This window comes from Cryptosporangium aurantiacum (assembly GCF_900143005.1).
GTDB lineage: Bacteria > Actinomycetota > Actinomycetes > Mycobacteriales > Cryptosporangiaceae > Cryptosporangium > Cryptosporangium aurantiacum.
Window position 1 is genome coordinate 16,503 of record NZ_FRCS01000023.1, and the last position, 25,575, is coordinate 42,077.

General features: G+C 70.8%; 26 protein-coding genes. 16 read left to right on the forward strand and 10 right to left on the reverse strand.

From position 1 onward, the window contains the following. Positions 1–6: 6 nt before the first annotated feature. Together BUB75_RS39570 and BUB75_RS39575 are read right to left on the reverse strand one after the other, a co-directional pair. Positions 7–1,350: an MFS transporter gene (locus tag BUB75_RS39570; protein WP_084742315.1), complete on the reverse strand. Its 1,344-nt coding sequence runs from the start codon at positions 1,348–1,350 to the stop codon at positions 7–9. A gap of 88 nt (positions 1,351–1,438) precedes the next feature. After that, the gene (locus BUB75_RS39575; protein ID WP_073265173.1) at positions 1,439–2,338 is read right to left on the reverse strand and encodes an SMP-30/gluconolactonase/LRE family protein; all 900 of its coding nucleotides are present in this window, start codon (positions 2,336–2,338) and stop codon (positions 1,439–1,441) included. Between the two features lie 185 nt (positions 2,339–2,523). Between BUB75_RS39575 and BUB75_RS39580 the strand changes: the two genes are divergently transcribed. After that, positions 2,524–3,357 (forward strand): oxidoreductase, encoded by an 834-nt coding sequence (locus BUB75_RS39580; protein ID WP_073265175.1) that lies wholly within the window; start codon positions 2,524–2,526, stop codon positions 3,355–3,357. On the opposite strand, the gene BUB75_RS39585 is transcribed toward BUB75_RS39580, so the two are convergent. Then, positions 3,349–5,484, reverse strand: coding sequence for a glycoside hydrolase family 3 protein (locus tag BUB75_RS39585; RefSeq protein ID WP_218618052.1), 2,136 nt, complete (start codon positions 5,482–5,484; stop codon positions 3,349–3,351). The genes BUB75_RS39580 and BUB75_RS39585 overlap by 9 nt on opposite strands. Before the next feature lie 101 nt (positions 5,485–5,585). Between BUB75_RS39585 and BUB75_RS39590 the strand changes: the two genes are divergently transcribed. The 7 genes from BUB75_RS39590 to BUB75_RS39620 all read left to right on the forward strand — a co-directional run bounded on the left by BUB75_RS39590 (position 5,586) and on the right by BUB75_RS39620 (position 10,820). Next, entirely contained in the window at positions 5,586–6,047 is a 462-nt protein-coding gene (locus BUB75_RS39590; protein WP_073265177.1) for an SRPBCC family protein, read from the forward strand. Continuing rightward, positions 6,044–6,388, forward strand: a complete 345-nt coding sequence (locus BUB75_RS39595) for an ArsR/SmtB family transcription factor (RefSeq protein WP_073265179.1) — start codon at positions 6,044–6,046, stop codon at positions 6,386–6,388. The genes BUB75_RS39590 and BUB75_RS39595 overlap by 4 nt, the downstream gene beginning before the upstream one ends. 226 nt (positions 6,389–6,614) lie before the next feature. Continuing rightward, positions 6,615–7,100, forward strand: a complete 486-nt coding sequence (locus BUB75_RS39600; RefSeq protein WP_073265181.1) for a DUF1269 domain-containing protein — start codon at positions 6,615–6,617, stop codon at positions 7,098–7,100. A gap of 1 nt (position 7,101) precedes the next feature. Further along, positions 7,102–8,553 carry a basic amino acid/polyamine antiporter gene (locus tag BUB75_RS39605; protein WP_073265183.1) on the forward strand — a complete coding sequence of 484 codons (1,452 nt, stop codon included), beginning with the start codon at positions 7,102–7,104 and terminating at the stop codon, positions 8,551–8,553. Between the two features lie 19 nt (positions 8,554–8,572). After that, complete coding sequence (locus BUB75_RS39610) at positions 8,573–9,808, forward strand: arginine deiminase (protein WP_073265185.1); 1,236 nt, start codon at positions 8,573–8,575, stop codon at positions 9,806–9,808. A gap of 2 nt (positions 9,809–9,810) precedes the next feature. Continuing rightward, entirely contained in the window at positions 9,811–10,467 is a 657-nt protein-coding gene (locus BUB75_RS39615; RefSeq protein WP_073265187.1) for a MarC family protein, read from the forward strand. A 116-nt stretch (positions 10,468–10,583) separates the two neighbouring features. Beyond that, positions 10,584–10,820 carry a hypothetical protein gene (locus BUB75_RS39620; RefSeq protein WP_143175710.1) on the forward strand — a complete coding sequence of 79 codons (237 nt, stop codon included), beginning with the start codon at positions 10,584–10,586 and terminating at the stop codon, positions 10,818–10,820. A 57-nt stretch (positions 10,821–10,877) separates the two neighbouring features. Here the strand turns inward: BUB75_RS39620 and BUB75_RS39625 are convergent, their stop codons facing one another. Genes BUB75_RS39625 through BUB75_RS39635 form a run of 3 tightly spaced genes read right to left on the reverse strand, consistent with a single transcriptional unit; the run spans position 10,878 to position 12,805 of the window. Next, positions 10,878–11,678 (reverse strand): hypothetical protein, encoded by an 801-nt coding sequence (locus BUB75_RS39625; RefSeq protein ID WP_073265192.1) that lies wholly within the window; start codon positions 11,676–11,678, stop codon positions 10,878–10,880. 34 nt (positions 11,679–11,712) lie between these two features. Continuing rightward, entirely contained in the window at positions 11,713–12,105 is a 393-nt protein-coding gene (locus BUB75_RS39630) for a PAAR domain-containing protein (RefSeq protein WP_073265194.1), read from the reverse strand. Positions 12,106–12,121: 16 nt separating this feature from the next. Then, entirely contained in the window at positions 12,122–12,805 is a 684-nt protein-coding gene (locus BUB75_RS39635; RefSeq protein WP_073265196.1) for a type VI secretion system Vgr family protein, read from the reverse strand. A gap of 160 nt (positions 12,806–12,965) precedes the next feature. Here BUB75_RS39635 and BUB75_RS46790 point away from each other — a divergent pair, with 160 nt between their 5' ends. The 8 genes from BUB75_RS46790 (at position 12,966) to BUB75_RS39675 (ending at position 21,560) form a co-directional block, all read left to right on the forward strand. Then, positions 12,966–14,723, forward strand: a complete 1,758-nt coding sequence (locus BUB75_RS46790; RefSeq protein WP_178380097.1) for a sensor histidine kinase — start codon at positions 12,966–12,968, stop codon at positions 14,721–14,723. Positions 14,724–14,825: 102 nt separating this feature from the next. Further along, positions 14,826–15,350: a SigE family RNA polymerase sigma factor gene (locus BUB75_RS39645; protein ID WP_073265200.1), complete on the forward strand. Its 525-nt coding sequence runs from the start codon at positions 14,826–14,828 to the stop codon at positions 15,348–15,350. A gap of 2 nt (positions 15,351–15,352) precedes the next feature. After that, positions 15,353–16,387, forward strand: coding sequence for a hypothetical protein (locus tag BUB75_RS39650; RefSeq protein ID WP_073265202.1), 1,035 nt, complete (start codon positions 15,353–15,355; stop codon positions 16,385–16,387). Between the two features lie 147 nt (positions 16,388–16,534). Further along, a complete protein-coding gene (locus tag BUB75_RS39655) occupies positions 16,535–17,728 on the forward strand; it encodes an amidohydrolase (protein WP_073265203.1) in 1,194 nt (397 codons plus the stop codon). Positions 17,729–17,755: 27 nt separating this feature from the next. Beyond that, complete coding sequence (locus BUB75_RS39660) at positions 17,756–18,811, forward strand: ArsR/SmtB family transcription factor (protein WP_073265204.1); 1,056 nt, start codon at positions 17,756–17,758, stop codon at positions 18,809–18,811. 96 nt (positions 18,812–18,907) lie between these two features. Beyond that, positions 18,908–20,128, forward strand: coding sequence for a low temperature requirement protein A (locus BUB75_RS39665; protein ID WP_073265205.1), 1,221 nt, complete (start codon positions 18,908–18,910; stop codon positions 20,126–20,128). 81 nt (positions 20,129–20,209) lie between these two features. Next, complete coding sequence (locus BUB75_RS39670) at positions 20,210–21,100, forward strand: RNA polymerase sigma-70 factor (protein WP_218618053.1); 891 nt, start codon at positions 20,210–20,212, stop codon at positions 21,098–21,100. Positions 21,101–21,161: 61 nt separating this feature from the next. Then, the gene (locus BUB75_RS39675) at positions 21,162–21,560 is read left to right on the forward strand and encodes a sigma-70 family RNA polymerase sigma factor family protein (protein ID WP_073265207.1); all 399 of its coding nucleotides are present in this window, start codon (positions 21,162–21,164) and stop codon (positions 21,558–21,560) included. Between the two features lie 4 nt (positions 21,561–21,564). Here the strand turns inward: BUB75_RS39675 and BUB75_RS39680 are convergent, their stop codons facing one another. The 4 genes from BUB75_RS39680 to BUB75_RS39695 form a co-directional block, all read right to left on the reverse strand. Next, the gene (locus BUB75_RS39680; RefSeq protein ID WP_073265208.1) at positions 21,565–22,995 is read right to left on the reverse strand and encodes an MFS transporter; all 1,431 of its coding nucleotides are present in this window, start codon (positions 22,993–22,995) and stop codon (positions 21,565–21,567) included. Between the two features lie 79 nt (positions 22,996–23,074). Then, positions 23,075–23,554 carry a MarR family winged helix-turn-helix transcriptional regulator gene (locus BUB75_RS48960; RefSeq protein ID WP_073265209.1) on the reverse strand — a complete coding sequence of 160 codons (480 nt, stop codon included), beginning with the start codon at positions 23,552–23,554 and terminating at the stop codon, positions 23,075–23,077. A 24-nt stretch (positions 23,555–23,578) separates the two neighbouring features. After that, positions 23,579–24,226, reverse strand: coding sequence for a response regulator transcription factor (locus BUB75_RS39690; RefSeq protein WP_073265211.1), 648 nt, complete (start codon positions 24,224–24,226; stop codon positions 23,579–23,581). Then, positions 24,214–25,479, reverse strand: a complete 1,266-nt coding sequence (locus BUB75_RS39695; RefSeq protein WP_073265213.1) for a sensor histidine kinase — start codon at positions 25,477–25,479, stop codon at positions 24,214–24,216. Before BUB75_RS39695 ends, BUB75_RS39690 begins: the two co-directional genes overlap by 13 nt. Positions 25,480–25,575: the final 96 nt, after the last annotated feature.

Here is a 25,575-nt window from a genome sequence, read left to right on the forward strand (position 1 = left end):
GCGTCGTCAGTCTGAGAGCGCAGAACTGCGGGGAAGCGCGGCTACGGCCAGCAGGAGAACGACGGCCAGACCGACGATGACGACGGCGATGAGCTGGACGACGTCGGTGAGCGCGGCCGGAGTGCGGTGGCCACTCCCGAGGACGGCGTTGGCCAGCGCACCGAAGACCGCGATGCCGACCGCGCTGCCCACCGAACGCAGGAACAGGTTGTTCGCGGTGACCACCCCGCGCTCACCCCACCCGACGCTGGACTGCGCGGCGATCAGCGTCGGACTGTTCGTCAGACCCATGCCGACGCCGATCAGCAGGCAGGTACCGGCCACCTGCCAGACGCTCGTCTGCTCGTCGAGCAGGAGCAGCAGCAGCGACCCCACCAGCGCGATCGACGTGCCGATCAGCGCGCAGGTGCGGAAGCCGACCCGCAGGTAGATCCGGCCGGACTGGGACGCCGCGACCGGCCACCCGATCGACAGCGTGGCCAGCGCGAATCCGGCGACCAGCGGCCCGTACCCGAGGACGTCCTGCACGTACGTCGGGATGTAGGACGTGAGCCCGAACACCACCGCGCCGATCGCGGCCGAGGCCACACCGCTGCTGACCAGCAGCCGACGCCGGAACACCCACAGGGGTAGCACCGGCTCAGCCGCGGCCCGCTGCACCAGCACGAACGCCACCAGGAGGACGACGCCCGCGACGACGATTGCGAGGCCCGCGGGTGACGTCCAGGACCACAGCTGACCGCCCTCGAGCAGTGCCAGGATCAGCAGCGTGAGCCCGCTGGTGAGCAACACCGCCCCGGCGTAGTCCATCGCCGGACGCGTGCGTTCGATCCGCTCGGCGAAGTTCCGCATCACCATCGCTGCCGCGAGCAGGCACAGCGGAACGTTGACCAGGAAGATCCACCGCCACGACGTGTACTCGCTGAAGAGACCGCCGAGCGTCGGCCCGACGACCGACGCCACGCCCCACATGCTCGCGATGTAGCCCTGGGCCTTCGCACGCTCCTCGGTCGTGTAGATGTCACCGGCGATCGTCATCGTCATCGGGGCGATCGCACCCGCGCCGAGCCCCTGGATCACCCGGAACCCGATCAGCGCCCCCATGTTCCAGGCCAGCCCGCACAGGATCGAGCCGAGCAGGAACAGCCCGATGCCGACCAGCATGATCGGCTTCCGTCCGAACAGGTCGGCCAGCTTGCCGTAGAGCGGCACGGTCACGGCCTGCGCCAGCAGGTAGACCGAGAACAGCCAGGGGAACTCGGTGAAGCCCCCGACGTCGGCGACGATCGACGGGACGGCGGTCGCGAGGATCGTCGAGTCCAACGCGATCAGCGCCGTGGAGAGCATCATCGCCAGCAGGACCGGACCGCGATCCGAGAGCAACCCGACGCTCACCCGCGACGACGACTTCGTCCCGGTCACGGGTGGTTCCGGCGAGCTACGGGCGGCCGGCGTGCGGAACGTCGACGTCGGCCGCGAGGAGCACCGCCTCCCGGGTTCCGGCTCGCAGGTGCTCGTAGAAGTCGGGTGCCGCACACATCAACAGTGTGCGGCCGTCGTCGCCGCCGAGCATGCACGCGAACACGCCGAGTCCGTCCGGAGCGCGGATCTCGTCGACCACCGCGCCGCCGGGCGCCACTCGGACGGCCCGGTTTCCTACCGCGTCCGCGGCCCAGATGTGCCCTTCGGCGTCGAGGGCACACCCGTCAGGGGCGATGACGAGCTGCCCGATGACCTCCTCGGTCGTCGTCCCGGTCGGCACCGCGCCGAACTCCGCCCATACCCGCCGGTTGGTCAGCGACCCGTCGGCGGACAGGTCGAACGCGGTGTACCGGTTGCCCAGCGTCTCGCCGACGATCAGCGTGGAGCCGTCCGGGGTGATCACCGAACCGTTGGGAAAGTGCAGGCCGTCGGCGACGACCGTGACCGTCCCGTCAGAGTCGACCCGCTTGAGCGTGGCTGTGCGGGGCTCGGCGCCGGCCATGATGTCGAAGCCGAAATCGCCGATGTAGATGCGCCCGGCCTCGTCGATGACCATGTCGTTGAGCAGGCCGCCGCAGTGCTCAGACAGGTCGGCGTACGAGGACAGTGTGCCGTCCGCTAACCGGAGGATCCGGTGGTCCTTCATCGAAACGACGACGAGCGAGCCGTCCGGCAGCCAGCCCAGCCCCGACGGCTGCTGCCCCACCTCGGCGAGGACGGTCTCGCGGCCGTCGGGGGTGATCCGGCTGACGCGATGCGTATAGAAGTCGGAGACCCACCAGGCGCCGTCGCGCCACCGCGGCCCCTCGAAGAACGCGCCGCCACTGAAAACGACTCCGACATCTCTGCTCGTCATGGACGGAACCTAGCGAACGATGTGAGCGGCGTCACCGGGTTCGGATCGGCTACTCCCCGGGAGGTACGGGGCCACTCTCGCTGCCTCCCGGGCGGTAGGCGCGCTGCCGCCCGCCGGACGACGCGCCGGGCTTCTCGGTCAGACATCGTCGAGGTACGGACGTCGTCCGACCGAGGAGGCGCGACATGAGCACGGTTCTGGTCACCGGAGCGAACAGCGGGCTCGGCGCGGAGGTCGCTCGTGTGCTCGCCGAAGCCGGTGCGGAGGTGATCCTCGCGTGCCGGGACGTCGACAAGGCAAGCGCGGTGGCCGACACGATCGACGGGAAGACCGAGGTGCGCAGCCTCGACCTCGCCGACCTGTCGTCGATCCACACGTTCGCCGACGAACTTCCCCGCAGCGTTGACGTCCTGGTCAACAACGCCGGGGTCATGGGGGTGCCACGAGGTACCACAGCGGACGGCTTCGAGAGCCACATCGGCACCAACCACCTCGGGGCGTTCGCGCTGACCGGCCTGCTGATCGACCGGGTACGCGACCGCGTCGTCACGGTGTCCAGCGGGCTGCACGTGCTCGGGCGGATCCACGACGACCTGAACTGGGAACACCGCAGGTATCAGCGGTGGCTCGCCTACGGGCAGTCCAAGCTGGCGAACCTGCTGTTCGCCTACGAGCTCCACCGACGCTTGTCCGCGGCCGGCCGGACGACGATCTCGGTGGCCGCCCACCCCGGCGTGGCCGCGACCGAGGGTCAGCGCCGGGACACGTCGATACAGGGAAAGCTCTTGGCGGGCGGACCCGCGCAGACTCCCGTCATGGGCGCGCTGCCGATCCTGTACGCGGCAACCGAGGCCGGCGTCGCGGGCACCTGCGTCGGGCCGGACGGATTCCTGCAGCGCCGCGGGCACCCGACGCTGGTCCGGACGAGCCGCCGGTCGCGGGATACGGCGCTCGCCGCTGCGCTGTGGGAGCGGTCGGAGCGCCTCACCGGCGTCCGCTACGCCCTCGCGTCACGCTGACGCCGTCGCGGCGTGCGGGTCGCCGGCATAGGCGGCCGCCTCCACCGTGAGCTCGGTGGGCACCGGCCCGAAGCCGTTTCCCGTCCAGGTTCGGAGCGGACGGAGCGTGGCCTCGATCATCACGGCCTCGGTTCCACCCGCGACGATCGAGACCGGCGCGAAGCCGATGAGGACACGGGACGTCCGCTCGTCGGTTCGGGTGGCGTAGAGCTGGACGACGTGGCGGCCGGCGCGGTCTCCGGTGTTGCGCACGGTGGCGGTGGCCCGGACGAGCTCTCCGCTGATCGGCCCGAGGACGACGTCATCGATGGAGAACGTGGTGTAACCCAGGCCGAAACCGAACGGGTAGGCGGCCACCACGCCGTCCCGGTCGAGCTTCCGCTGACCGAACCACCGCGGGTAGTGCGCGGTCCGGGCCTTCCAGTCCACGGTGGGCAGGTCGGCCCGCCTGCGGGGGATCACCACCGGGAGCCGGCCCCCCGGTTCGGCGTCGCCGAGCAGGACGTCGGTCACCGCGTGGCCTCCCTCCATGCCGGGGTACCAGGCGAGCAGGATGCCGGGCACGTGTTCGTCCCAGGGGTCGAGCATGATCGTTCCGCCGCCGATCACGACGACGACCGTGCGCGGATTGGCCGCGCTGACCGCGGTGATCAGCGCGACGTCGTCCGAATGCAGGTGCAGCTCCCGGCGGTCTCCGCCGGACATCCCGCTCCGCCGGGCCGCGAGGCCCGCGAGCCGGGCGATCACCGCAGCCACCCATCGCCGACGGGCCACGCCGCCGAGCAGCCGTGCGGCCTCGGCGTCGATGCCGATCATCGCCTCGCCCTCGTCCTGCGTGGTCAACCCGACGACGACGATCGCCGCGGCGGCGTCCGCGGCGCTCGTCGTGTCGGTCGCGTGGTGTACGCGGTCGCCGAGCCGCTCCCGCAGCCCGTCCAGGACGCTGACCGTGGCCGGCGGCCGCACCTTCGACGAGCCGGTGTCGCCGAGGTTGGGCGCGTCGGCGAGCCGCCCGAACACCACGATGCGGTCCGCGTCACCCAGGGCCAACGGCAGGACCGGGGCGTCGCCGACGACCTGGTTGCGCAGCAGGACCGCGCCCCGAACCGCGGCGTCCCTGGCCAGCGTCCGGTGTGGTGCGCTGGCCACCACCGTGCTCGACGGCGTCCGGCGCGCCCGCACCGCCAGCCGGAGCTGGGCGGCGAGCAGGCGGGCGGCGGCACGCTCCACGTCGGCGCGGGCCAGCCGCCCGTCGCGTAGCGCGCCCGGGAGTGCGGTGGCGCGCTGCTGCCGGAACGGCATCTCGAGGTCCTGCCCTGCGGCTACGGACCCCACCGGATCCCGGAGGCCGAAGATGAAGTCGGTCATCACGAAGCCGTCGAAGCCCCATGTCTCGCGCAGCACTCGGGTGAGCAGATCGTGGCTCTCCCCCGCCCAGACTCCGTTGACCGCGTTGTAGGCGCTCATCACGGCGTCCGCGCCCGCCTCGACGACCGCGCGGAAGTGCGGGAGGTACACCTCGTGCAGCACGTCCTCGTCCACCCGGACGTCGACCGTGAAGCGGGCCTCCTCCATCGAGTTCAACGCGTAGTGCTTGACGCAGGTCAGCAGCCACGGCCGGACGCCGTCGGTGAGCGCAGCGCCCATCGCGCCGGCCAGCAACGGGTCCTCGCCGTAGGACTCCTGCGAGCGCCCCCAGCCGGGGAACGGCGGAACGTTGACGCAGATCCCGGCGAACAGGTTGGCGCCCTGCGCCCGCCCCTCCCGTCCGATGACCGCGCCGATCCCCCGCTCCTGCTCGACGTCGAAGGCCGCCGCGCGGGCGATCGCGGCCGGGAACGCCGTCGACGCGCCCACCACGACGCCGCGGGGGCCGTCGGTGAAGCGGATCCCCGGGATGCCGAGGCGGTCGACGCGCCCGGCTTCGATCGGCACCGTGTTGTAGGCGCGTGCCATCGCCCGTCCGCCCCGGCGCAGGCTCTCGTCCCCGTCGAGCAGCCAGAGCAGCTCGGCGTCGGTCAGCTGCGCGGTCAGGCTCCGGGCGGCGTCCTCGACCGGTTTTCCGTCGCGCACCGCGTCGACCTCGGCGGCGAACGGCGTCCCGGGTTCACACACGGCATCGGTCACGGCCCGCTCACCCCTTCCCAGAACAGACACGCAACCAACGGTTGCGGGTCTGCGTTTGCGCGACTACGGTCGATCGCAACCAAAGGTTGCAGGAGGACAGTATGGAATTCGGAACCCTCGAGCGCGAAATCTACGTCGAAGCTTCACCCGAGGTGGTGTTCGAGGTCGTGAGCAGCCCCGATCACCTCAAACAATGGTGGCCCGACGACGCCCGCTACGAGGCCACCCCCGGATCGGCCGGTGAGCTCGTCTTCAACGACCCGGACGCGGGAGAGATCGCCGTGGGCTTCGCGGTCGTCGACGCGCAGCCGCCGCGAACCTTCTCGTTCCGGTGGACGCACCGGCCCGGGGAGCCCGCGGCGGAAGGCAACTCGCTGCTGGTCACGTTCGACCTGACGCCGTCGGGCGGCGGGACGCTGCTGACGATGACCGAGACCGGCTTCCGTGAGATGGGCTGGGAGACCGCCGTTCTCGAGCACGAGTACCAGGAGCACGTCACCGGCTGGGACTACTTCCTGCCCCGGCTGGCTCCGTACGTCGGCACGCTCGCGACGCGGTCATGACCACCGCGGTCGACGACGATCTCTGGTCGGCGATCGGCGACCCGACCCGCCGCCGGATGCTCGACCTGCTGCTCAGCGAGGGCGACGGCACCGCGACCACGCTGAGTCAGCACATGCCGGTCACCCGCCAGGCGGTGGCCAAGCATCTCGGCGTCCTCGACCGGGTCGGCCTGGTCCGGGCGGTGCCTGCGGGCCGCGAGAAGCGGTACCGGGTGGACGACGCCCAGCTCGCCCGCGCGGTGGCCCAGTTGTCGTCGGTCGGGGCGGCGTGGGACGCCCGGCTGCAACGGATCAAGCGGATCGCCGAGGCGATCCAACGCACCCAAGACGAAGGATCGTAAATGGCAGACATTCTGCACCGGATCGGCGTCGGGAACGCGTCCCCGTCGAAGGTGTACGACGCGCACTAAGAAACGCCCCGGAGGTGATGGCCACGGCCGTCACCTCCGGGTTCACCCGCTCCGGATGAGGCCCGGACCACTGTCCTCTTCCTACTGTCCTCCCGGTACTGCGGCAACGCGCAGCGCCCAGGGCGTCCTGCGCCCGAGCCCGGCAGAGGGAGAAAACATGTCCGACCTGATCATCATCGGTTACGACAATCACGAAGCCGCCGCGGGCGCCTACGCGAAGGTCCTCGATCTACAGCGCGACCACATCGTCGAGCTCAGTGGCCTCGCCGTCGTCAACGTGGACGCCGAGGGACACAGCCACGTCGACACACCCGGCAAGCTCGTCTCCGCCGGTGCGGCGGGCGGCGCGCTGTGGGGTGCGCTGTTCGGCATCCTGTTCCTGGTGCCGTTCGCCGGCGCGCTCGTCGGTGGCGCCATCGGCGCGTTGATGGGGCGGCTGAGCAAGTCCGGCATCAACCAGTCGTTCCGCGAGCGGGTGCACTCAATGCTCACCCCGGGCCGGTCCGCCGTCGTGATCATGACCTCCCACCGCACCGAGGACAAGTTCGTCGAGGCTCTGCGGCCGTTCGGCGGCGAGGTCCTGCAGACGTCGCTCTCGCACCAGCAGGAGAAGGAGCTCGCCGAGGAACTCGGCGTGGCATGAGGTGACCGGGACCGGGACCGACACCGCACCTCGCCCGTCCACCGTCCAGAAGTTGTCGTTCCTCACGATGACTTCGATGGTGGTCGGGTCGATGATCGGCGCCGGCGTGTTCTCGCTGCCGCGCCGCTTCGCGCAGGAGACCGGGGTCTACGGCGCGCTGATCGCCTGGTCGATCGCGGGCGCGGGCATGCTGATGCTCGCGTTCGTCTTCCAGACGTTGGCCGTGCGCAAGCCCGAACTCGACGCCGGGGTCTACGCGTACGCGAAGGCCGGGTTCGGCGAGTACCTGGGGTTCTTCTCCGCGTTCGGCTACTGGGCCAGCGCGTGCGTGGGCAACGTGACGTACTGGGTGCTGATCATGTCCACGGTCGGCGCGGTGGTGCCCGCGCTCGGCGACGGCGACACCGTGCTCTCGATCGTGCTGTCGACGATCGGCATCTGGGTGTTCTTCTACCTGATCCAGCGCGGTGTGAAGGACGCGGCGGTCCTCAACCGCATCGTCACGATCGCCAAGGTCGTTCCGATCCTGGTGTTCGTGCTACTCGCGCTGTTCGCGCTCGACCCCGGTGTCTTCGCCGACAACCTGAGCGGCAGCGGGGACATGGGTTCGCTGTTCGAGCAGGTCAAGGGCACGATGCTGGTCACCGTCTTCGTGTTCCTCGGCGTCGAGGGCGCCAGCGTCTACTCCCGCCACGCGCAGCGCCGCGAGGACGTCGGGCGAGCCACCGTGCTCGGGTTCCTCGCGGTCTTCTCGGTCTTCGCCTCGGTGACGATCGTGTCCTACGGGATCCTGCCGAACGAGGAGATCGCCGAGCTGCGGCAGCCGTCGATGGGCGGCGTGCTGGAAGCCGCCGTCGGCGAGTGGGGCAAGGTCCTGGTCAGCGTCGGCCTGATCGTCTCGGTGCTCGGTGCCTATCTGGCCTGGACGCTGATGTCCGCCGAGGTGCTGTACGTCGCGGCCAAGGACGACGACATGCCGCGGTTCCTCCGCCGCACCACCGCAGGCGACGTACCGTTCGCGGCACTGCTGCTGACGACGATCCTGATCCAGATCGTCCTCATCGTCACGTACTTCTCCGACGACGCGTTCAACTTCGCGCTCGACCTCACCAGCGCGTTGAGCCTGATCCCGTTCCTGCTCGCCGCGGGGTACGCGCTGAAGCTCGCCGCCACCAGGGAGACCTACGTCGAACAGCCGCAGGGATGGTGGCGGGAGCTGACGGTGGGCGTGCTGGCCGTCGCGTACACCGTGTTCCTGCTGTTCGCCGCCGGCCCCAAGTTCATCCTCGTCTCGTTCATCCTCTACGCGCCAGCCACGCTCCTGTTCGTCATGGCCCGCCGGGAGCAGGGCCGCCGCCTGTTCTCCGGCCGCGAAGCCGTCATCTGTGCCGTCTCGGTCCTCGGCGCGCTCGCCGGCATCACCGCGCTCAGCGCGGGCTGGATCTCCATTTGACCCCGTCAGGAGGTAAGTCATGACCCTCGGTGTCCACTCGGAGGTCGGCCGGCTGCGCAAGGTGCTGGTGTGCGCGCCCGGCTTGGCCCATCGTCGGCTCACCCCGTCCAATGCCGACGACCTGCTGTTCGACGACGTGATGTGGGTCGAGAACGCGCAACGGGACCACGCGGACTTCGTCAACAAGCTGCGCGGGCGAGGCGTCGAGGTGGTCGAGCTCCACGAGTTGCTCGCCGAGACGATGGCCATCCCCGACGCGAAGACCTGGCTGCTCGACCGCAAGATCATCGCGAACGAGGTCGGGATCGGGCTGCTGAGCGACACCAGGGCGTTCCTGGAGGAGCTCAAGCCGCGCGACCTGGCGGACTTCCTGATCGGCGGGCTGGCCACGTCCGACCTGCCGACCGATTTCCGTTCCGGCTACGTTGCGCTCGCGCGGGAGGCGACCGGGGTCCGCGAGTACCTCATGCCACCGCTACCCAACACGCTCTATACGCGTGACACGACCTGCTGGCTCTACGGCGGCGTGACGCTGAACCCGCTGTACTGGCCCGCCCGCCACGACGAGACGCTGCTGATGAAGGCCGTCTACCAGTTCCATCCCGACTTCGTCGGTTCGCCGGTCTGGTGGGGCGACCCCGAGCAGGACTGGGGACTGTCGACGTTCGAGGGCGGCGACGTCATGCCGATCGGCAACGGCGCCGTGCTGGTCGGGATGAGCGAGCGCACCTCGCGGCAGGCCATCACCCAGGTGGCCGCCGCACTGTTCGCCGCCGAGGCCGCCGAACGCGTCGTCGTCGCCGGCATGCCGAAGCTGCGCGCGGCAATGCACCTCGACACGATCTTCACGTTCGCCGACCGGGACATCGTCACGCTCTACCCGACGATCGTGGACGGCATCCACACGTTCACGCTGCTCCCCAGCGACCGGGAGCCCGGCGTCGAGGTGGTCGACGAGGGCGACCGGGCCTTTGTCGACGTGGTCGCGGAGTCGCTGGGGCTGAAGGAGCTGCGGGTCATCGAGACCGGCGGCGACGTGTACGCCTCCGAGCGGCAGCAGTGGGACAGCGGCAACAACGCCGTCGCCGTCGAGCCCGGCGTCGTCTTCACCTACGACCGCAACACGCAGACGAACACCCTGCTCCGCCGGGCAGGCGTCGAGGTCATCACGATCGTGGGCGCCGAACTCGGGCGCGGCCGGGGCGGCGGTCACTGCATGACCTGCCCGCTCATCCGCGACGCGGTGGACTTCTGACGGTGTCCTTCGACCATGAGGCGTTGGTGCTGTTCCTCGCACTGTTCGCGCTCTACAGCCCGGTCGCAGCGCTCTCGTCGTACCTGCCGATCGTCCGCCCGTACACGCACTCCCAACAGCTGCGCCTGGCCGTCGGGCTGGTCGTCAACGTCGTGGTGTTCGTCCTGCTCGCGATCTGGGTCGGCGAACCGCTGCTGGAGCTCCTCGGCATCAGCACCGCCGCTCTCACCGCGACCGGCGGTATCGCCCTGATCTTCGCGGCGGTCCCGCTCATGCGCGGCACCGGCGGAGTCGCACCACCGCCCTCCGACGACGCCGACGCCGAGCCCGCGTCGGAGGCGGCTGCGGCACGGTCCGTGCTGTTCACGCCGATCACGTTCCCGCTGACCGTCGGCGGTACCACGTTCGCGTTCGGCGTCGCGGCGTCCGCGGACGTGGGCGGCGTCACCGGCAGGCTGTGGCTCTCGGTGGCCGCGCTGGCCTATGCGGTGGTCACCGGCGTGACCCTGTACCTGTCGGGCCACGTCGAGCGGCGGATCTCGTCCGCGGCGGCCGCGATTCTCGATCGGGTCGCCGGCATCCTGCTCACGAGCATCGCGGTCGTCCTGCTCACGAACGGCTTCACCGACCTCGTCGTGGCCAGGCTGGACCGCGGCTGAGCCGTGCGGAGCTGTGCGCTCGGGCTAAAGGGGTGTGCGTCGATCAGTAATGACGGCATCGTCCTGACCCCAGAGCCTTGGTGGGGTAATACCCGCTATTGAGGAGGCAACTATCGATGCGCACGGTTACCTCACGAAGGATGGTCGCCGCACTGCTCGGGCTCCTTGCTGCCCTGGCCGTGGCGGCTAGCCCGGCGGCCGCGTCGCAGTCGCACAACAAGGACTGGTCCGTCACGCAGGACCGGGACCTCTCGGTCCCGGTGGACAGGGACCTGTCAGTCCCGCTGGACAGGGACCTGTCGGTCGGGGGTTCCGCGGAGGCCTACAGCACGTTGGGCACCCGCGTCACCTGACGCCGTAAAGCAGGGCGGCGGGCTGCGAACATGGGGATCGCAGCCCGCCGCCCGACTCTATTCGGGCTGGTCGCACAGTTGAGCCGGGCTGATCATGCGGTAGGCGTCGGCCGCGAGCGGTGAATGGTCCGCAGCGAGTCCGGCGGCCCGCTCCCGCGCCACCGCGTCCGCGGCGACCGGGACGTACGGAACCTCGACGCCGTCCGTGCTCAGGGTTCGGACCAGCAGATCGTCCAGCAATTCCCGCACCACGGCGGCGGGGATCGCCACCGGCTCCGTGGGGCGTTCCACCGACGCCAGGTACAGCACGTAGTCGACGTCGGGCAGCGCCTCGGCCTGGCCTTCCGCCCACGTCGACAGACGAACCGCCCGGCCGGTCGCGTTCTCCATCAGCAGCGTCACGGACGGCAGCCACGCCACACCGTCGAACTCGGCGCGCAGCTCAGGCAGGTTCCGCTGCCAGCGCCACCACCGTAGGCACGGCTCGGTCTCGATCGTGGCGTACTCGGCTCCCGCCTCCTCCGCGACGTCCCAGCCCTCGGCGTTGGCCGCCAACCACACCTTCATCAGATCGTCCGCGTCGACCGCGTCGTCTGCACACAACACGTCGGCCCGGAGGGCCTCGGCCAGGTGGAACACCTCGCCGACCGCCTCCAGACCGTAAAAGCTCGGCCGAGCCAGGTTCAGCCGCACGTGCAGGCCCGCGGCCACCGGATCGAGCGTGAAGGCCACGCCGGTGGCCTCGTTCGCGTAGCGCAGCTGGCGCAGCGCCCGACGGAACACCGATCGGCGGACGGTCCAGCACGGGCGGCCGGCCGCCGCGCGCGCCACCTCGTCGGCGGAGACCTGAGTCCGCATCAACACATCCAGCGCCACGCCATTCCCCGGTGTTCTACCCCGCGAGCACGTTGCCCGTCGCGGTGATCGAGCTGGTCACCGCATCTACTGGGTCGTTGCACGTCCGCACCGAATCACCGTTCCGCGCGAGCGGCTTGCCGTTGACGAGCACGGTCGCGGACCCCGCCGTGACCGTACCCCGGTTGGTCGGCGGAATCTGGAACGGCCCGCCCTGGGGGATGTGCGGCGGCGAGTTCACCGCCGTTGACCCGACGACGGCGGCCTGCTTCCCGTTGATCAGGACGTCGTTCGACAGCGCACCGGCAAGAGTGCCGGCGAACGGATGCGGGCTGGGTGTGGGCACCGGCCCGGCGGGGGTCGGCACCATCACGACATGGATGTCCGTACCGACGACTCGGTCGCCCTGTTTCGCCGCGGGCTCGGCCATCAGGATCTCCGGCCCCTCAGTTGAGTTTGATGATCTGGCCGTTGACCTCGACGACACCCTTGCTGTTGAGAGCGATGCCATGGTCTGCACGCAAGTTCAGCTGCAGCCCCGAGAGCGTGATCTCCTGACCGCGGATGTCGACGACGGTGTCGGCGGACAGCGTCAGCTTCCGAGCGTCCAGGGTCACGCTGCCGTCCGGCGCGATGGACAGCGTCGTACGTGCCGGCCCCTTGCCGACGTCCACCTCGACGGCCGGGTCGCCGCCCCGGAGCGAGACCTTCACGTCGTCTCCGAGCGTAAGGGTCACCTCCTGGTCGGTGCCGGAGATGGCCACTTGTGCCGCGTTCGCGTCGTCGGCGCCCGGCGGAAGACGGAGCACCGCGGTACCAGCGGACGCCGGTGGGGGCCGGTTCTCGCCGCTGTAGAGCCTGCCGGTGATCACCGGCTCGTCGGGGCTCGATCCGATGTACTCCACGAGCACCGTCTCGCCGATTGCCGGAGCGGCGACGTAACCGAGCGTTCCGGTCGCGATCGGCACGTCCTTCAACACGACTTGGGAGTTGCGGAGCGCCACCGTGCAGGCGTAGTTGCCGTTGGCCAACGCTTGTTGATCCTGGACGATCCCGACCGCGGAGCGCCGCACCCCGGCGAGCTGCTGCGCGACAATTCGTTGGATCGTCTCGAAAAGACCGGACGTCATCGGGCGGCTCCTCGGAGGAGTGGGTCGTCAGCGACACCTTGCCGATATCCGCCGTCCAGTGTAGAGGACGAGCTGGCCGCGGTTCGGGGGTCAAGTGGACGTCCTCGACTCCGTAGCATGCCCACCAGGAACCAGCGAAGCCCGCGGAGGCGCAGTGAAGATGCGCGCTGTCCTGCCGGTGCCCGGGCACACCGGTCGCGTCGGGCTGGCCGGGTTCGGTGTCGGACTGCTGACGGTGGTCTGCGGTGCCCCGTACTGGGCCCACCACCTGCCCGCCGCGGTGCTGTCCGTTGTCGCCGCCGCCGCGCTCGCCGCGGCCGCAGGACTGCTCGCGGGCAGCGAGGACGCCCGCCGCCGGAGCGGCCAGTTGCTCCTGCTCGGGTCCGTGTTCAGCGCGCTGGCCTGGGCCTCGATCTGGGACACCGGGCTCTGGCCGGTGATCGCGATCTTCAGCGAGGGCGCGTTTTTTGTCGTGTCCGGCGCCGCCGTGCTGGCCTATCCGATCGGCCGGCTGGAACGAGCCGGTCGCTACTGGGTGTACGCCGCGATCGAGGTGCTGATCGTCCAGGAGTTCCTCGTCGAGTTCGTGTCGCACCCGGAGTGGAACGGCCAGTCCGCCGACGTCGTCTGGCCGACCGTGGCACCGAACCAGTGGCTGTTCGACCGCCTGATCGACGTGAACATCGCCCTGCAGGTCGGGTTGGCGGCCTGGTACCTGGTGTTGCTGGTCCGCCGCGCCCAGCAGTTGTCGCCGACCGAGCGTCCGGGCACGATGCCGGTGCTGCTGGCCACCGCGGTCACCGTCGCCGCGGCGACCGTCACGTTGCGGACCGACGCGTGGACCGACCTCGACGCGCTGATGTCGTTCTACGTCGTGCAGAACACGGTCTCGGTGGCCGTGCCGCTGGCCGTGCTCTCCGGTGCGCTGCGGGAACGGTGGCGCGAGGTGGAGGCGCCGAACCGGGTGGTGCGGATGACGTCGGCGACCACCTCGGTGGCGACCGTCCGGAACGCGCTCGCCACCGCACTCCGGGACCCGACGCTCCGGTTGCTGTTCTGGGTGCCCACCGAACAGGCCTACGTCGACCGGAACGGGTTCCCGGTGCGTGGGCCCGGTGACCGTCCGGCGGTCGACGGACGGTGGTGGCTCACAGTCCGCACCGACGAACACGCCCCGCTGGCGCTGGTCGAGCTCGACGGCAGCCTGCGGCTGCGCCCGGTCATGGTGGACGCTGTGCTTCGCGCCGGTAGCCAGGCGCTGCTCACCGCCCAACTGCAGGCCGTGGCCACCGCGCACCTCGAACAGGTGCTGGCCGCCCAGGCCCGAGTCGAGGAACGGGAGACCGCAGAACGGCAACGGCTGGAGAGCGATCTGCGTGACGGCGCACAGCGTCAGCTCGAGGCGCTCGCGGAACGGCTGGGCCTGCTGGCAGGCAACGGGCTGCCGGACTCGGCCCGATCGGTGGTCGCGTCGTGCCACGCCGAGGTGCTGGCCACGATCTCCGACCTGGAAGGGCTCGCCCGAGGGCTGCACCCGACGGTGTTACGCAGCGGCGGCCTCGCGGCCGCCCTGGAAGAGGTGGCGGGCCGGCTCGGTCTGGCCGTTCAACTCGTGGTGGACGCCGGACGCAAGCCGCCGACCGTCGAGGCGACCGCGTACTTCGCGCTCTGCGAGGGACTGACCAACGTCGCGAAGTACGCGCCGGACGCGCGGGTGCGCATCGAGATCACCGAGACCGACGGCTGGTTGCACGGCACGGTCGCCGACGACGGACCCGGCGGCGCCAGGATGGTCCCCGGCGGCGGGCTGGCCGGCATCGACGACCGGATCCGTGCCCTGCACGGCCGGACCGAGGTCGAGAGCGACACCGGCGCCGGAACGCGGCTGCGGGTCAGCCTGCCCTGCCGAACCGGCTGACCCGCCGGCTACCCGCGCGAGAAATCCGTGGGAGCCGGGCAACCGGGTGCCGCGGCTCATCCTCTTAGGGGAGAGACCACGGCGGCAACCGGAGGGAGCGGCGTGAGCGACCGGCCGGACGAGGGATATCGCGAGTACGTCGATGCGCGCTTACCGGCGCTGCAACGCTTGGCCTACCTGCTCTGTCACGATCGGCACCGCGCCGACGACCTGATCCAGGAAGCGCTGATCAAGCTGTACCTGAGGTGGGATCGGGCGCGCGCTGCCAGCGATCTGCACGCCTACGCCCGCACCACGCTGGTGCGCACGTTCCTCAGCGAGCGGCGCACGAACTGGGCGCGCCGCGTCGTGCTGGTCGACCGGCTGCCCGACGAGGCTGCCACCACCGATCCCGATGCCGCCTCCGGCGTCGCCGTCCGTGCGGCGCTGGCGACGTTGCCCCCGCGGCAGCGCGCGGTGATCGTCCTGCGCTACTACTCCGACCTCTCCGTCGAGGAGACCGGACAGACGCTGGGCTGCGCGGCCGGGACGGTCAAGAGCCAGACCGCCAAGGGCTTGGCAGCGCTCCGCCGTGCGCTGCCCGACGTCGAGCCGAACGGTGCCGCCACGACCCGGACGAGGAGCTGAAGATGGACGAGTCCACGACCCGGGCCCTGCTGACCAGGGCGCTGGACGATGCACCCCCGCCGGCACCGGTCGACCTGGACCTGGTGGTCCGGGCAGCGCAGGCGCGGCGACGCGACCGCAACCGCTGGCTGGTCGCGGCCGCAGCCGGGATGGTGCTGGTGGTGACGATGGCGATCACGGTGCTGGCGGTCGGCGGCAACACCGATCGGGCGGCCCCACCGGCGGGCCGCGGCCCGAACGACAACGACCTGCCGGCGACGGCGCCGACGCAGTTCGACCCGGCGCGTAGCTCGCTGAAGGTCGACGGTCTGCCGTCCTCGCTGACCGAACGCGGCACCGCGACCCGCACCACCGACCTGGTGGTCTACGCCAGTGCAAAGGGCAGCGAGTACGTGCAGGCCCAGGTGGGCGCCAAGGGAACCAAGCTGAAGAAGGGCGGATGGGACTCCCAGGGCAAGGAGACCGACGGCCCACTCATCGACGGCCACCGGTCGACGTGGCGCAACCTGGGCGATTCCGGCTACATCCTCCGCTGGGAATGGGCACCCGGCGCGGAGGCGCAGGTCGCCCTGCAAGGCGTGAAGAAGCCGCTGGCCGTCGCCACCCGCGTCGCGTCGTCGCTACAGCTCGATCTGGAGACGCCGACCCGGCTCCCGTTCACGCTCCGCCCGCCCTCGGGGTACGAGCTCCGGGAGTTCCAGACCACGACCGACCCGACCGACAGCCCGGCTGCCACCGTCGCCTTCGGCGGCCCCGGACTGACGTTCATCAGCGTCAACGCGAACCTGATCGGCAACGGCATCGGCGAGCCGAACACGATCTACCAGGACCGGGAGGCACGGGTCACCACGCAGGACGGCTATCTGACCGTGGTCATGGCCGCCTCGGATCTCAAGGTGACCGGAACCTGTAACTACCGGTCGAACAGCATGCTCACCGCTGCGGAGTTCAAGGCGCTGTGCCTGGCCACTACGGCGAGCGCCCAGCGGGTCGCGGACCTGGAGACGCCCGGCGAGTGGCCGGTGTACGCGCCGTAGGTCCCCCGCGTGGCCCGCTCGCCAGCCTGGAGGGCTGGCGGGCGGCGCCGCGATTACCGGAGCGGCGGCAATGCGGAGCTCGGCGTCCCGGGGCGGGTGCACGCTCGACGTCGTGGCCGAGCCGCCCGGCCGGTAGAGGAGCGCCCCATGTCCGCCGCATCAACGCTGTCACCCCTGCTCGAGACGCTCTCGGATCAACTCTCCGCGCTGCGCCCCCGGATGGACGCGGTCAGCCGCGCGATCCACGCCCGCCCCGAGCTGAAGTTCGCCGAGTTCCACGCCCAGGCCGTCCTCGTCGACTGGCTCGCCGAGTCGGGCTTCGTCACCCGGGCACCGCACGGCGGCGTCGAGACCGCTTTCGCCGCCGTCCACACCGGTCGGTCACCGGGGCCGCGCATCGCGGTGCTCGCCGAGTACGACGCGCTGCCCGGTATCGGGCACGGCTGTGGGCACAACCTCATCGCGGCCGGTGCCGCTGCCGCCGCGATCGCGGTCGTGCGCGCGCTGCCCGATCACCCGGGGACGGTCGAGGTCATCGGGACGCCGGGCGAGGAGATGGGAGGCGCGGGCAAGGTCCGCCTCGCAGAGGCTGGCGTCTTCGACGGTGTCGACGCCGCGGTGATGTTCCATCCGGGTGATCACTCGTCGCTCGCACGCCCCGGCCTCGCGGCGGCCCACCTGCGGGTGGCCTTCACCGGAGTGAGCGCCCACGCCGCGATCTCACCCTGGCTCGGTCGCAGCGCGCTCGCCGGTGCGCAACTGTTCCTGCAGGCAGTCGACGCGATGCGCCAGTTCGTTCCGCCGACCGCCCGCATCCACGGCGTCGTCGCCGACGGCGGGCAGGCACCGAACGTCGTACCGGCCGCCGCGGCGGTGGACCTCTACGTCCGGGACCGGACCGCGGCGTCGGTCGAGGAACTCGTCGGCCGGATACGGGACGCCGCTATCGGATCCGCGCTGGCCACCGGCACGTCGGCGACGGTCTCGGAGACCGGCCCGATGTACGCCGAGCGACGCAACAACATGGTGCTCGCCGGGCTGTTCGGCGAGGCGGTCCACGCACTGGGCGTGGACATCGGGCCGGGCAGCACGGACGGCCCGGCGGGCTCGTCCGACATCGGCAACCTGTCGGTGCTGCTGCCGGTCATCCACCCGTACATCCAGATCGCGGACGCAGGCACCCCCGGCCACTCCGAGGCCATGCGTGAGGCGGCGGCGATGCCGTTCGCTCACGACCGCACCCAGGTCGCGGCCGCCGGGCTGGCCCGGGTCGTCGCCGACCTGCTCACCGACCCGACCGTGCTGACGGCGGCGCGCGCCGAGTTCAGCGCGGGGCGGTGAGCGGCGGACGACCGTACACTCCCGGCCATGTCGGTCGTAATACTCCTGGAAGGAGTCGACTCCGACCGGTTCACCGTCACCGTGGCGCCGCTCGCCGAGCTCGCGGCCAGCCTGCATGCGCTGACCGAGCGCTCGCACCACACCGATCACGCCGAATGGGCCGACGGCGTGCTGCGCACCGCGTCGGCGGAGTTCCGCGCCGACCTGAAGCGGTTCTCGCCGCTGTGGACCGCTCTGCGCTGGCGGGTCTTCTACCCGGGAATCGAACCGCTGCCGACGCTCGACGTCGACCGATTCGCCGAGCTCACCGCGTACGCCTGCGCCAGCGGCTACCACGGTTTCCGGTTCGCGAACCTCCGGCACGATCCCGCTCAGGCCACGGCTCTCCGGCAGGCGGCGGCCCGGCTCCCCGATCCCCATCTCCGCCTCGCCGAGGACCTGCTCCGAGATCCCGAAGCACTCCGCGCGGACCTCGTCGGCTTCCTCGGCAGCTGCCGCCGGGCGTTCTTCGACGAGCTGTGGGCCGCACACGAACCGCTGCTCGCCCGCGCGGCCGACCACCTGCGGCGACGACTCGCCGACCAGGGTCCGGCCGACGCACTGCTCTCGCTCAGCCCGTCCAGCGCCCGGCTCGCCACCCCGTCGACCGGACCGACGCGGGTCATCTTCGACAAGGTGCACCACGCGGTGATCGCGCCTGCCCGCACGCCGGTCTTCCTGATCCCCAGCCGGTTCGGCGCACCGCACCTGCTGGTGAAGAACGAACCCGGGCTGCCGCCGGTCCTGCACTACCCGGTCGAGCCGGCGGACGTCGGGGTCACGCTGGCTCGCAGCCGCCTGCTGGCGTTGACCGACCCCCGCCGGGTCCGGCTGTGCCGGCTCATCGCCCGGCAGGCCATGACCACCGCCGACCTCGCCGACCGGTTGCAGATGACGCGCCCGCAGGTCTCCCGTCACCTCCGTGTGCTCCGTGACCTCGGCCTGGCCGACGTCGAACGGCACGGCCGTCAGGTTCACTACCGGCTCGACCTCGCCGCCGTCGAACGCATCGGACGCGACGCGTCGGTGGCCCTGCAGTACTGAAGATGGTCAGGTGCCTGTGACAAGCTCTGGCGCGTTGTCACAACGTGAGCGCCTGTCCGGTCGAAGGAGCTGCACCCCGAACGAGGAGGGACGTCCTTGACCACCACACCCCCGGACCGGGCCAGAGCCGGCCGGCCCTGGCGGTCGCCGGTCGTCGGCCGCGACCCCAACGAGACACACCGCGCTTCGACGCCGCTCGAGCTGCTGTTCGACCTGTGCTTCGTGGTGGCGGTGGCCTCGGCAGCCGCCGAGCTGCACCACGCGGTGGCCGAGGCGCACTTCGGGCTCGAGATCCTCAGCTACCTGATGGTGTTCTTCGCGATCTGGTGGGCGTGGATGAACTTCACCTGGTACGCGTCCGCCTACGACGTCGACGACGTGCCGCACCGCCTGCTCACGCTGGTGTCGATCGCCGGTGTCCTGGTGTTGGCCGCGGGTGTCCCGCAGGCGTTCGAGCACGGTGACTTCGGGGTCGTGACGCTGGGTTACGTGATCATGCGGCTGGGCATGATCGGGCACTGGCTCCGGGTAGCGGCCGACTCCCCGACGTTCCGCCGCACCGCGCTGCGTTACGTCGCCGGTCTGACCGTGGTCCAGGTCGGCTGGATCCTCCGGCTCCTGCTTCCCGACCCGTGGGGCCTCGTCGCGCTGCCGGTGCTGGTGGCGGCCGAGCTCGTCGTGCCGGTCTGGGCCGAACGAACCGGCGAAACGACCTGGCACCCCGGCCACATCGCCGAGCGTTACGGGCTGTTCACGCTGCTGGTGCTGGGCGAGGGCATCCTCGGCGCGACGATCACCGTGCAGTCGGCGATCTCCGAGAACGGCGTCTCCGCGAGCCTGCTCTGCATCGCCGCGGCCGGGCTGCTGGTGATCTTCGGGCTCTGGTGGTCGTACTTCAAACGACCGGCCGAGATCGGGTTGCGGATCTCACCGCGCGCCTCGTTCCGCTGGGGTTACGCCCACTATGTGGTGTTCGCCGCGCTCGCGGCCGTCGGTGCGGGCATCCAGGTCGTCGCCGACACCGACGCCCACCACGCGCACCTGGGTCCGGTCGGCGCGGCGTTCGCGCTCGCGGTTCCGGTGGCGGCGGTGCTCGTCACGATCGGTCTGCTGCAGAGCTGGCTCGACCCGTCCCGCTCGTACCTGCTGCGGTTCAGCGGGGCGGCGCTGCTGGTGCTGCTCGCGGCCGCGACCACGTGGCTCGGTGTGCCGCTGGCGGCCGCGGTGCTGTTGGAGGCGGCTGCGGTGTGCGCCTTGATCGGCGTCGATCTGCTCGACGCACGCCGTCTCGTCGCCGCACCCGCCGAGACCATCTGAATCGAGCACACCGTGGGCGTGGGCAGCCTGCCGGGACACGATTACGCTCGGCAGGCAGCACGGCGAACATGGAGGCCAGGGGTGGCGGATTCGGATGTGGACGACCTCGAGGACGCCGTAGCGGTCTTCACCAGCGTTCGGCCGCGCCTATTCGGGATCGCGTACCGCATGCTCAGCAGCGCCAGCGAGGCTGAGGATCTAGTGCAGGACGTCTGGTTGCGCTGGCAGACGTGTGACCGCGCCGCGGTGATCAACCCGGCCGCGTTCCTCGCGACGACGACGACCCGGCTGGCGATCAACGCGCTCCAGTCGGCACGGGTGCGGCGCGAGACGTACATCGGGCCGTGGCTCCCCGAACCCGTCGACACCAGCGCCGACCCGTATCTGGGCGCCGAGCGCGCCGAGGCGCTGGAGTTCGCGACGCTACTGCTGATGGAGAAGCTCTCGCCCAACGAGCGCGCCGCGTACGTGCTGCGGGAAGCGTTCGACTACCCGTACGCGCAGATCGCCGAGATCCTGCACGCGAGCGAGCCTTCGGTGCGTCAGCTGGTCAGCAGGGCTCGTAAGCACCTCACGCAGGAGCGCAGGGCCCCGGCGACGGCGACCACGCAGCGCGAGCTCCTGAAGACGTTCCTCGCGGCCGCCAAGTCCGGCGACATGACCGCGCTGGAGCAGCTGTTCTCGTCCGACGTGCGGAGCCTGTCTGACGGCAACGGCAAGGTGCGGGTCGCCCGGGCACCGGTTGTGGGCGTCGCGCGGGTGGCGAGGTTCCTGACCGCGATCTCCGACTGGTTCTGGGACGGCGTCGACCTGGACTGGGTGAACGCGAACGGGCAGACGATCCTGGTGGTCCGCCACGACGGTGCGGTGCGCTGCGTGCTCACGATCGGCGCGACGGCCGAAGGCATCGACCACATCCTGTGGATGTTCAACCCGGCCAAGATCGCCGCGTTGTCCGCTGCGGAAGGTTAGACGTCACAGATCCGCGTGGTACTCGGTCCTAGCTAGCTACTGCGAGGAAGACCGAGGCCCCGTGTTCGACGACGATGACGACGCCGTTCGCCGGTTCGCCGCAGCCTGCCGGCTGGGCACCGGCGCCGCGCTGCGGGCGGCGCTGTACGCCGACGCCGTCGCGGTGTGCGACAGCGGGGGCGGTGCTCCCGCCGCGCTCGGGCCGGTGTCCGGTGCGGACGACGTCGCCGAGCTGGTCGCGGCACTGCTGTGCGGGCAGCCGGACACCGAGATGACCGTCGAGGCCGTCAACGGACAGGCCGGGTTGGCCCTGTGGCGCGGCAACCGGGCGCTCGCCGTGGTCGCGGTCCGGACGATCGACGCGACGGTCGCCGCGCTCTGGATCGTCCTCAACCCTGACAAGCTACGCGGTTGGCAACGCAGAAAGGGCCCCCGCGCGGGAGCCCTCTCCGAGGAGTAGCGCGTCAGCCGACGGGGGCGGGCACGGTCTCGGCGTCCTGCGGGATCGCCCGGTCACGTGCCGGCTGGCGGAGCAGGACGGCGGCGACGGTGAACGCCGCGACGAGCAGCCCGGCCCCGACCGCGTAAGCCAGGTGGTAACCGCCGGTGAGCGCCGCGGGAAGGCTCTGCCCGGCGTCCGACAGAGACTCGGTGCGGGAGGCGGCCAACGTCGACAGAAGCGCGACACCGAGCGCCATACCGATCTGCTGCGTGGTGTTGAACAGGCCGGACGCCAGTCCGGCGTCGTCCGCCTTCGCCCCCGACATGCCCAGCGTGGTCAGCGCGGGCAGCGCGAGCCCGAAACCGCTCGCCAGGAACATCAGCGGCAGCAGGTCGGTGACGTAGTTCGCCTCCACCGGGACGCGCACCAGCAGCAGGAACATGCCGGTCAGCAGGGTCAGCCCGGCCAGCAGGACGGTCCGCTCGCCGAACCGGGCGTTGAGCCGGGTCGCGACGCCGAGCGAGACCGCACCGATCGTGAGCGCGGCGGGCAACATCGCCAAGCCGGTCTCGAGGGCGTCGTAACCGAGGACCTTCTGCAGGTAGAGGGCGGTGAGAATCTGGAACGCGAACAGCGCGGCGACCATCAGGACCTGGACCAGGTTGGCCGCGGAAACGCTGCGCGACCGGAAGATGTGCAGCGGCATGAGGGGGTTCCGCGCGGTGGCCTGGCGCACCAGGAACCCGGCGAGCAGCACCACGGCGAGCGCCCCGAACAGCGCGGCGTTGCGGCCGTCGGACTCGATCGTGACGACCGCGTAGATGCCCGCCATCAGGCCACCGGTGACCAGCACCGCGCCGAGGACGTCCGCACCGGCTGCCAGGCCCAGACCACGGTCGGCGGGCAGCACCGGCACCGCGACCGCGATCGCCGCGATACCGATCGGGATGTTGATCAGGAAGATCCAGTGCCAGTTCAGCGCGTCGGTCAGGACGCCGCCGAGCACCTGCCCGATCGAGGCGCCCGCGGCACCGGTGAAGCTGAAGACCGCGATGGCCTTCGCGCGCTCCTTCGATTCGGTGAACAGCGTGACCAGGATGCCGAGGCTCACCGCCGCGCTCATCGCGCTGCCGACACCCTGTAAGAAGCGCGCGACGATCAGCACGGTCGGCGAGTTCGCCGCACCGGCCAGCAGCGACGCCAGCGTGAAGACGGCAGTCCCGATCAGGAACATCCGCTTGCGGCCGATCAGGTCGCCCAGCCGGCCGGCCAGGAGAAGCAGGCTGCCGAACGCGATCAGGTACGCGTTCACCACCCAACTGAGCCCGGCCGGTGAGAGGCCGAGGTCGTCCTGCATGGCGGGCATCGCGACGGTGACGATGCTGCCGTCGAGAACGCTCATCAACAGGCCGGTGGCGATGACGCCGAGTGCGATCCAACGAACGCGAGACATGGAGTCCTCCAGTCGAGATGCCGACGTGAAGGACAGTAGCAGATAGTTTCGTTGCGGACGATATTGTTACGGACGATCCTTATTGACGAGCCCGCCGGGCCGGCCTGGCCGCCTCCACCGGCTCGGCGAGGTGTCCGGTCACCAACCGGTCCAGGGCACGCAGCAGGACTTCCCGCTCGTCGTCGGGCAGGCTGGCCAGCGCGTCGGCGTGCACGCGGTCAACGATCTCCTGGCTCTGACGCGCGACCTCGGCACCCTTCTCGGTGACCGCGATGATCCGAGCGCGCCGGTCGGTGCTGGACGGACGGCGTTCGGCGAGCCCGGCCTTCTGGAGCGCGTCGACGGTCACGACCATCGTCGTTTTGTCCATGTCGCCGAGCTCGGCCAGCTGGATCTGCGTCCGCTCCTCCTCCAGCGCGTGGACGAGGACGCAGTGCATCCGCGCGGTCAGCCCGATCTCGCCCAGCGCTGCGGCCATCCGGGTCCGCAGGACGTGGCTGGTGCGGTCGAGCAGGAAGGAGAGGTCCGGGCTCGTACGGTTGGGCGCCATCGCAGTCATACCTTCAGAGTACGACTGGTTCCGTTACAGATGATCCAGATACCGCAGCACAGCGGTGACCCGCCGGTCGTTCTGGTCGTCCGGTGGCAGGTCGAGCTTCGCGAAGATACTGCGGATGTGCTTGTGCACCGCGCCCTCGGTGACGACGAGACGCTCGGCGATCGCGGTGTTGCCCAGCCCCTCCGCCATCAGCGCGAGCACGTCCCGCTCGCGCGGGCTGAGCCGCTCCAGCCGCGGGTCGGTGCGGGTCCGGACCAGCAGCTGGGTGACGACATCCGGGTCGATCGCGGTGCCGCCGTCCGCCACCCGGCGGAGGGCGTCGAGGAACTGCTCGACCCGACCGACCCGCTCCTTCAGCAGGTAACCGAGGCCGGCGCTGCCGCCGGCCAGCAGCTCGGTCGCGAACGCCTGCTCGACGTACGCCGACAACACCAGAATGGCCAGCCCCGGATGGCGACGGCGGGCCTCGACTGCGGCCTTGATCCCCTCGTCGGTGTGCGTCGGGGGCATTCGGACGTCGACCAGCGCGACGTCCGGACGATGGGTGTCGACGGCGGCCAGCAGTTCGTCCGCGGTGCCAGCGGTGGCCACCACGTCCAGCCCCTCGGCTTTCAGCAGCAGGGCGAGCCCCTCGCGCAGCAGGGCGTCGTCCTCACCGATCACGATCCGCACGGCAGCTCCACGGCGAGGATCGTAGGGCCTTCCGGCGGGCTGTCGAGGCGGAAGGTGCCGTCGTGGGCCTCGACTCGGCGGCGGACGCCGTCCAGCCCGGATCCCTTGACGGTGTCGGCGCCGCCGTAGCCGTCGTCGGTGACCTCGACGTGCAGGCGCCCACTGCGGAGTGCGGTGGTCACGGTGGCCCGGTGCGCTCCGCTGTGCTTCGCCACGTTCGTCAGTGCCTCGGCGACGACGAAGTACGCCGTGGCCTCGACGGACGCCGCGCACCTTCCCGGCAGGTCGATCTCGACGTCACACGGGACACCACAGTTGCTCGCCAGGCCGGTCAGCGCCCCGGCCAGCCCACGGTCGGACAGGACCGGCGGCAGGATGCTCCGCGCCACCGCCCGCAACTCGGCGAGCGCCGTCTCGGCGGCGTCCTGCGCCCGGTCGAGCAGCTCCACCGCGTCCGCCGGATTCCGGTCCATGGCCCGGCGGGCCGCTCCGAGCAGCACCGTGACCGCGACCAGACGGTTCTGGCTGCCGTCGTGCAGCGACCGTTCGATCCGCCGCAGCTCGAGCGCGTGGGCGTCGAGCGCGGCGGCTCGCGTCGCGGTCAGCTCGGCGACCCGCAGCGAGAGGTCGACGCTCGGATCCGGGACGAGGAGCTTCCGCGCCGGCCAGGACTGGAGCCGAGCCATGTTCGGAGAGACGCCGACGATGACCGCGAGCCAGCCGACGCCGAGCAGCGACACCCACAGCGCCTCCGCCGTGCTGTGGACGGATCCGACCCCGATCGAGGTGGCGCTCTGCCACGACGGTCCGACCCACCACCAGAGCACGAACGTGAGGTCGCGGAACGCGGCCAGCGGCAACATCACCCCGAGGAAACCGAGCAGGAAACCCAGCGTGGCGTGGCTCGCGGTCCAGCCCAGCTCGCGGCGCAACGACAGGTCGGCGAGTGCTCCGCGGACGCCGCCCGGCGGCGAGCCGAGCTCCGGCAGCTCGACGCCGTAGCGGGCCAGCCTGCCGCGTTCCCGGTTCGCCAGCGCGCGGATCCCCCTGGCCACGGTCGGGACCAGGAGCAGGCCGACGCCGACCAGGCTGAGCACCGCGGTCCCGAGCGTGGCCAGGAGCAGGACCAGCGCCATCACCGCGGTCCCGAACCCGCCGGCCAGCTGCTCGGTGCCGGACAGACCACGGGCGGCCGATCGGACGACGGCCTCGCGGACGCCGTCGCGCCCGCGTGCGGTCTCCTGGGTGGTCATCGGGCACCTCCTCGCCGCGACCCTAAGCGGTCGCCCACCCGCCGCCGCACGGTTCGGCCCGGAAGTACAGCCTGCTGTACCAGCGCCGGGCAGCTG

Excerpts from the sequence above, each read along its gene's own strand:
- BUB75_RS39680 (WP_073265208.1), bottom strand. The coding sequence starts at position 22,995 with ATGTCTCGCGTTCGTTGGATCGCACTCGGCGTCATCGCCACCGGCCTG.
- BUB75_RS39630 (WP_073265194.1), bottom strand. The coding sequence starts at position 12,105 with ATGGCCGAGCCCGCGGCGAAACAGGGCGACCGAGTCGTCGGTACGGAC.
- BUB75_RS39695 (WP_073265213.1), bottom strand. The coding sequence starts at position 25,479 with ATGACCACCCAGGAGACCGCACGCGGGCGCGACGGCGTCCGCGAGGCC.
- BUB75_RS39580 (WP_073265175.1), top strand. The coding sequence starts at position 2,524 with ATGAGCACGGTTCTGGTCACCGGAGCGAACAGCGGGCTCGGCGCGGAG.
- BUB75_RS39660 (WP_073265204.1), top strand. The coding sequence starts at position 17,756 with ATGTCGGTCGTAATACTCCTGGAAGGAGTCGACTCCGACCGGTTCACC.
- BUB75_RS39655 (WP_073265203.1), top strand. The coding sequence starts at position 16,535 with ATGTCCGCCGCATCAACGCTGTCACCCCTGCTCGAGACGCTCTCGGAT.
- BUB75_RS39610 (WP_073265185.1), top strand. The coding sequence starts at position 8,573 with ATGACCCTCGGTGTCCACTCGGAGGTCGGCCGGCTGCGCAAGGTGCTG.
- BUB75_RS39590 (WP_073265177.1), top strand. The coding sequence starts at position 5,586 with ATGGAATTCGGAACCCTCGAGCGCGAAATCTACGTCGAAGCTTCACCC.
- BUB75_RS39570 (WP_084742315.1), bottom strand. The coding sequence starts at position 1,350 with ATGATGCTCTCCACGGCGCTGATCGCGTTGGACTCGACGATCCTCGCG.
- BUB75_RS39575 (WP_073265173.1), bottom strand. The coding sequence starts at position 2,338 with ATGACGAGCAGAGATGTCGGAGTCGTTTTCAGTGGCGGCGCGTTCTTC.
- BUB75_RS39625 (WP_073265192.1), bottom strand. The coding sequence starts at position 11,678 with ATGCGGACTCAGGTCTCCGCCGACGAGGTGGCGCGCGCGGCGGCCGGC.
- BUB75_RS39620 (WP_143175710.1), top strand. The coding sequence starts at position 10,584 with ATGCGCACGGTTACCTCACGAAGGATGGTCGCCGCACTGCTCGGGCTC.
- BUB75_RS39650 (WP_073265202.1), top strand. The coding sequence starts at position 15,353 with ATGGACGAGTCCACGACCCGGGCCCTGCTGACCAGGGCGCTGGACGAT.
- BUB75_RS48960 (WP_073265209.1), bottom strand. The coding sequence starts at position 23,554 with ATGACTGCGATGGCGCCCAACCGTACGAGCCCGGACCTCTCCTTCCTG.
- BUB75_RS39600 (WP_073265181.1), top strand. The coding sequence starts at position 6,615 with ATGTCCGACCTGATCATCATCGGTTACGACAATCACGAAGCCGCCGCG.
- BUB75_RS39635 (WP_073265196.1), bottom strand. The coding sequence starts at position 12,805 with ATGACGTCCGGTCTTTTCGAGACGATCCAACGAATTGTCGCGCAGCAG.
- BUB75_RS46790 (WP_178380097.1), top strand. The coding sequence starts at position 12,966 with ATGCGCGCTGTCCTGCCGGTGCCCGGGCACACCGGTCGCGTCGGGCTG.
- BUB75_RS39595 (WP_073265179.1), top strand. The coding sequence starts at position 6,044 with ATGACCACCGCGGTCGACGACGATCTCTGGTCGGCGATCGGCGACCCG.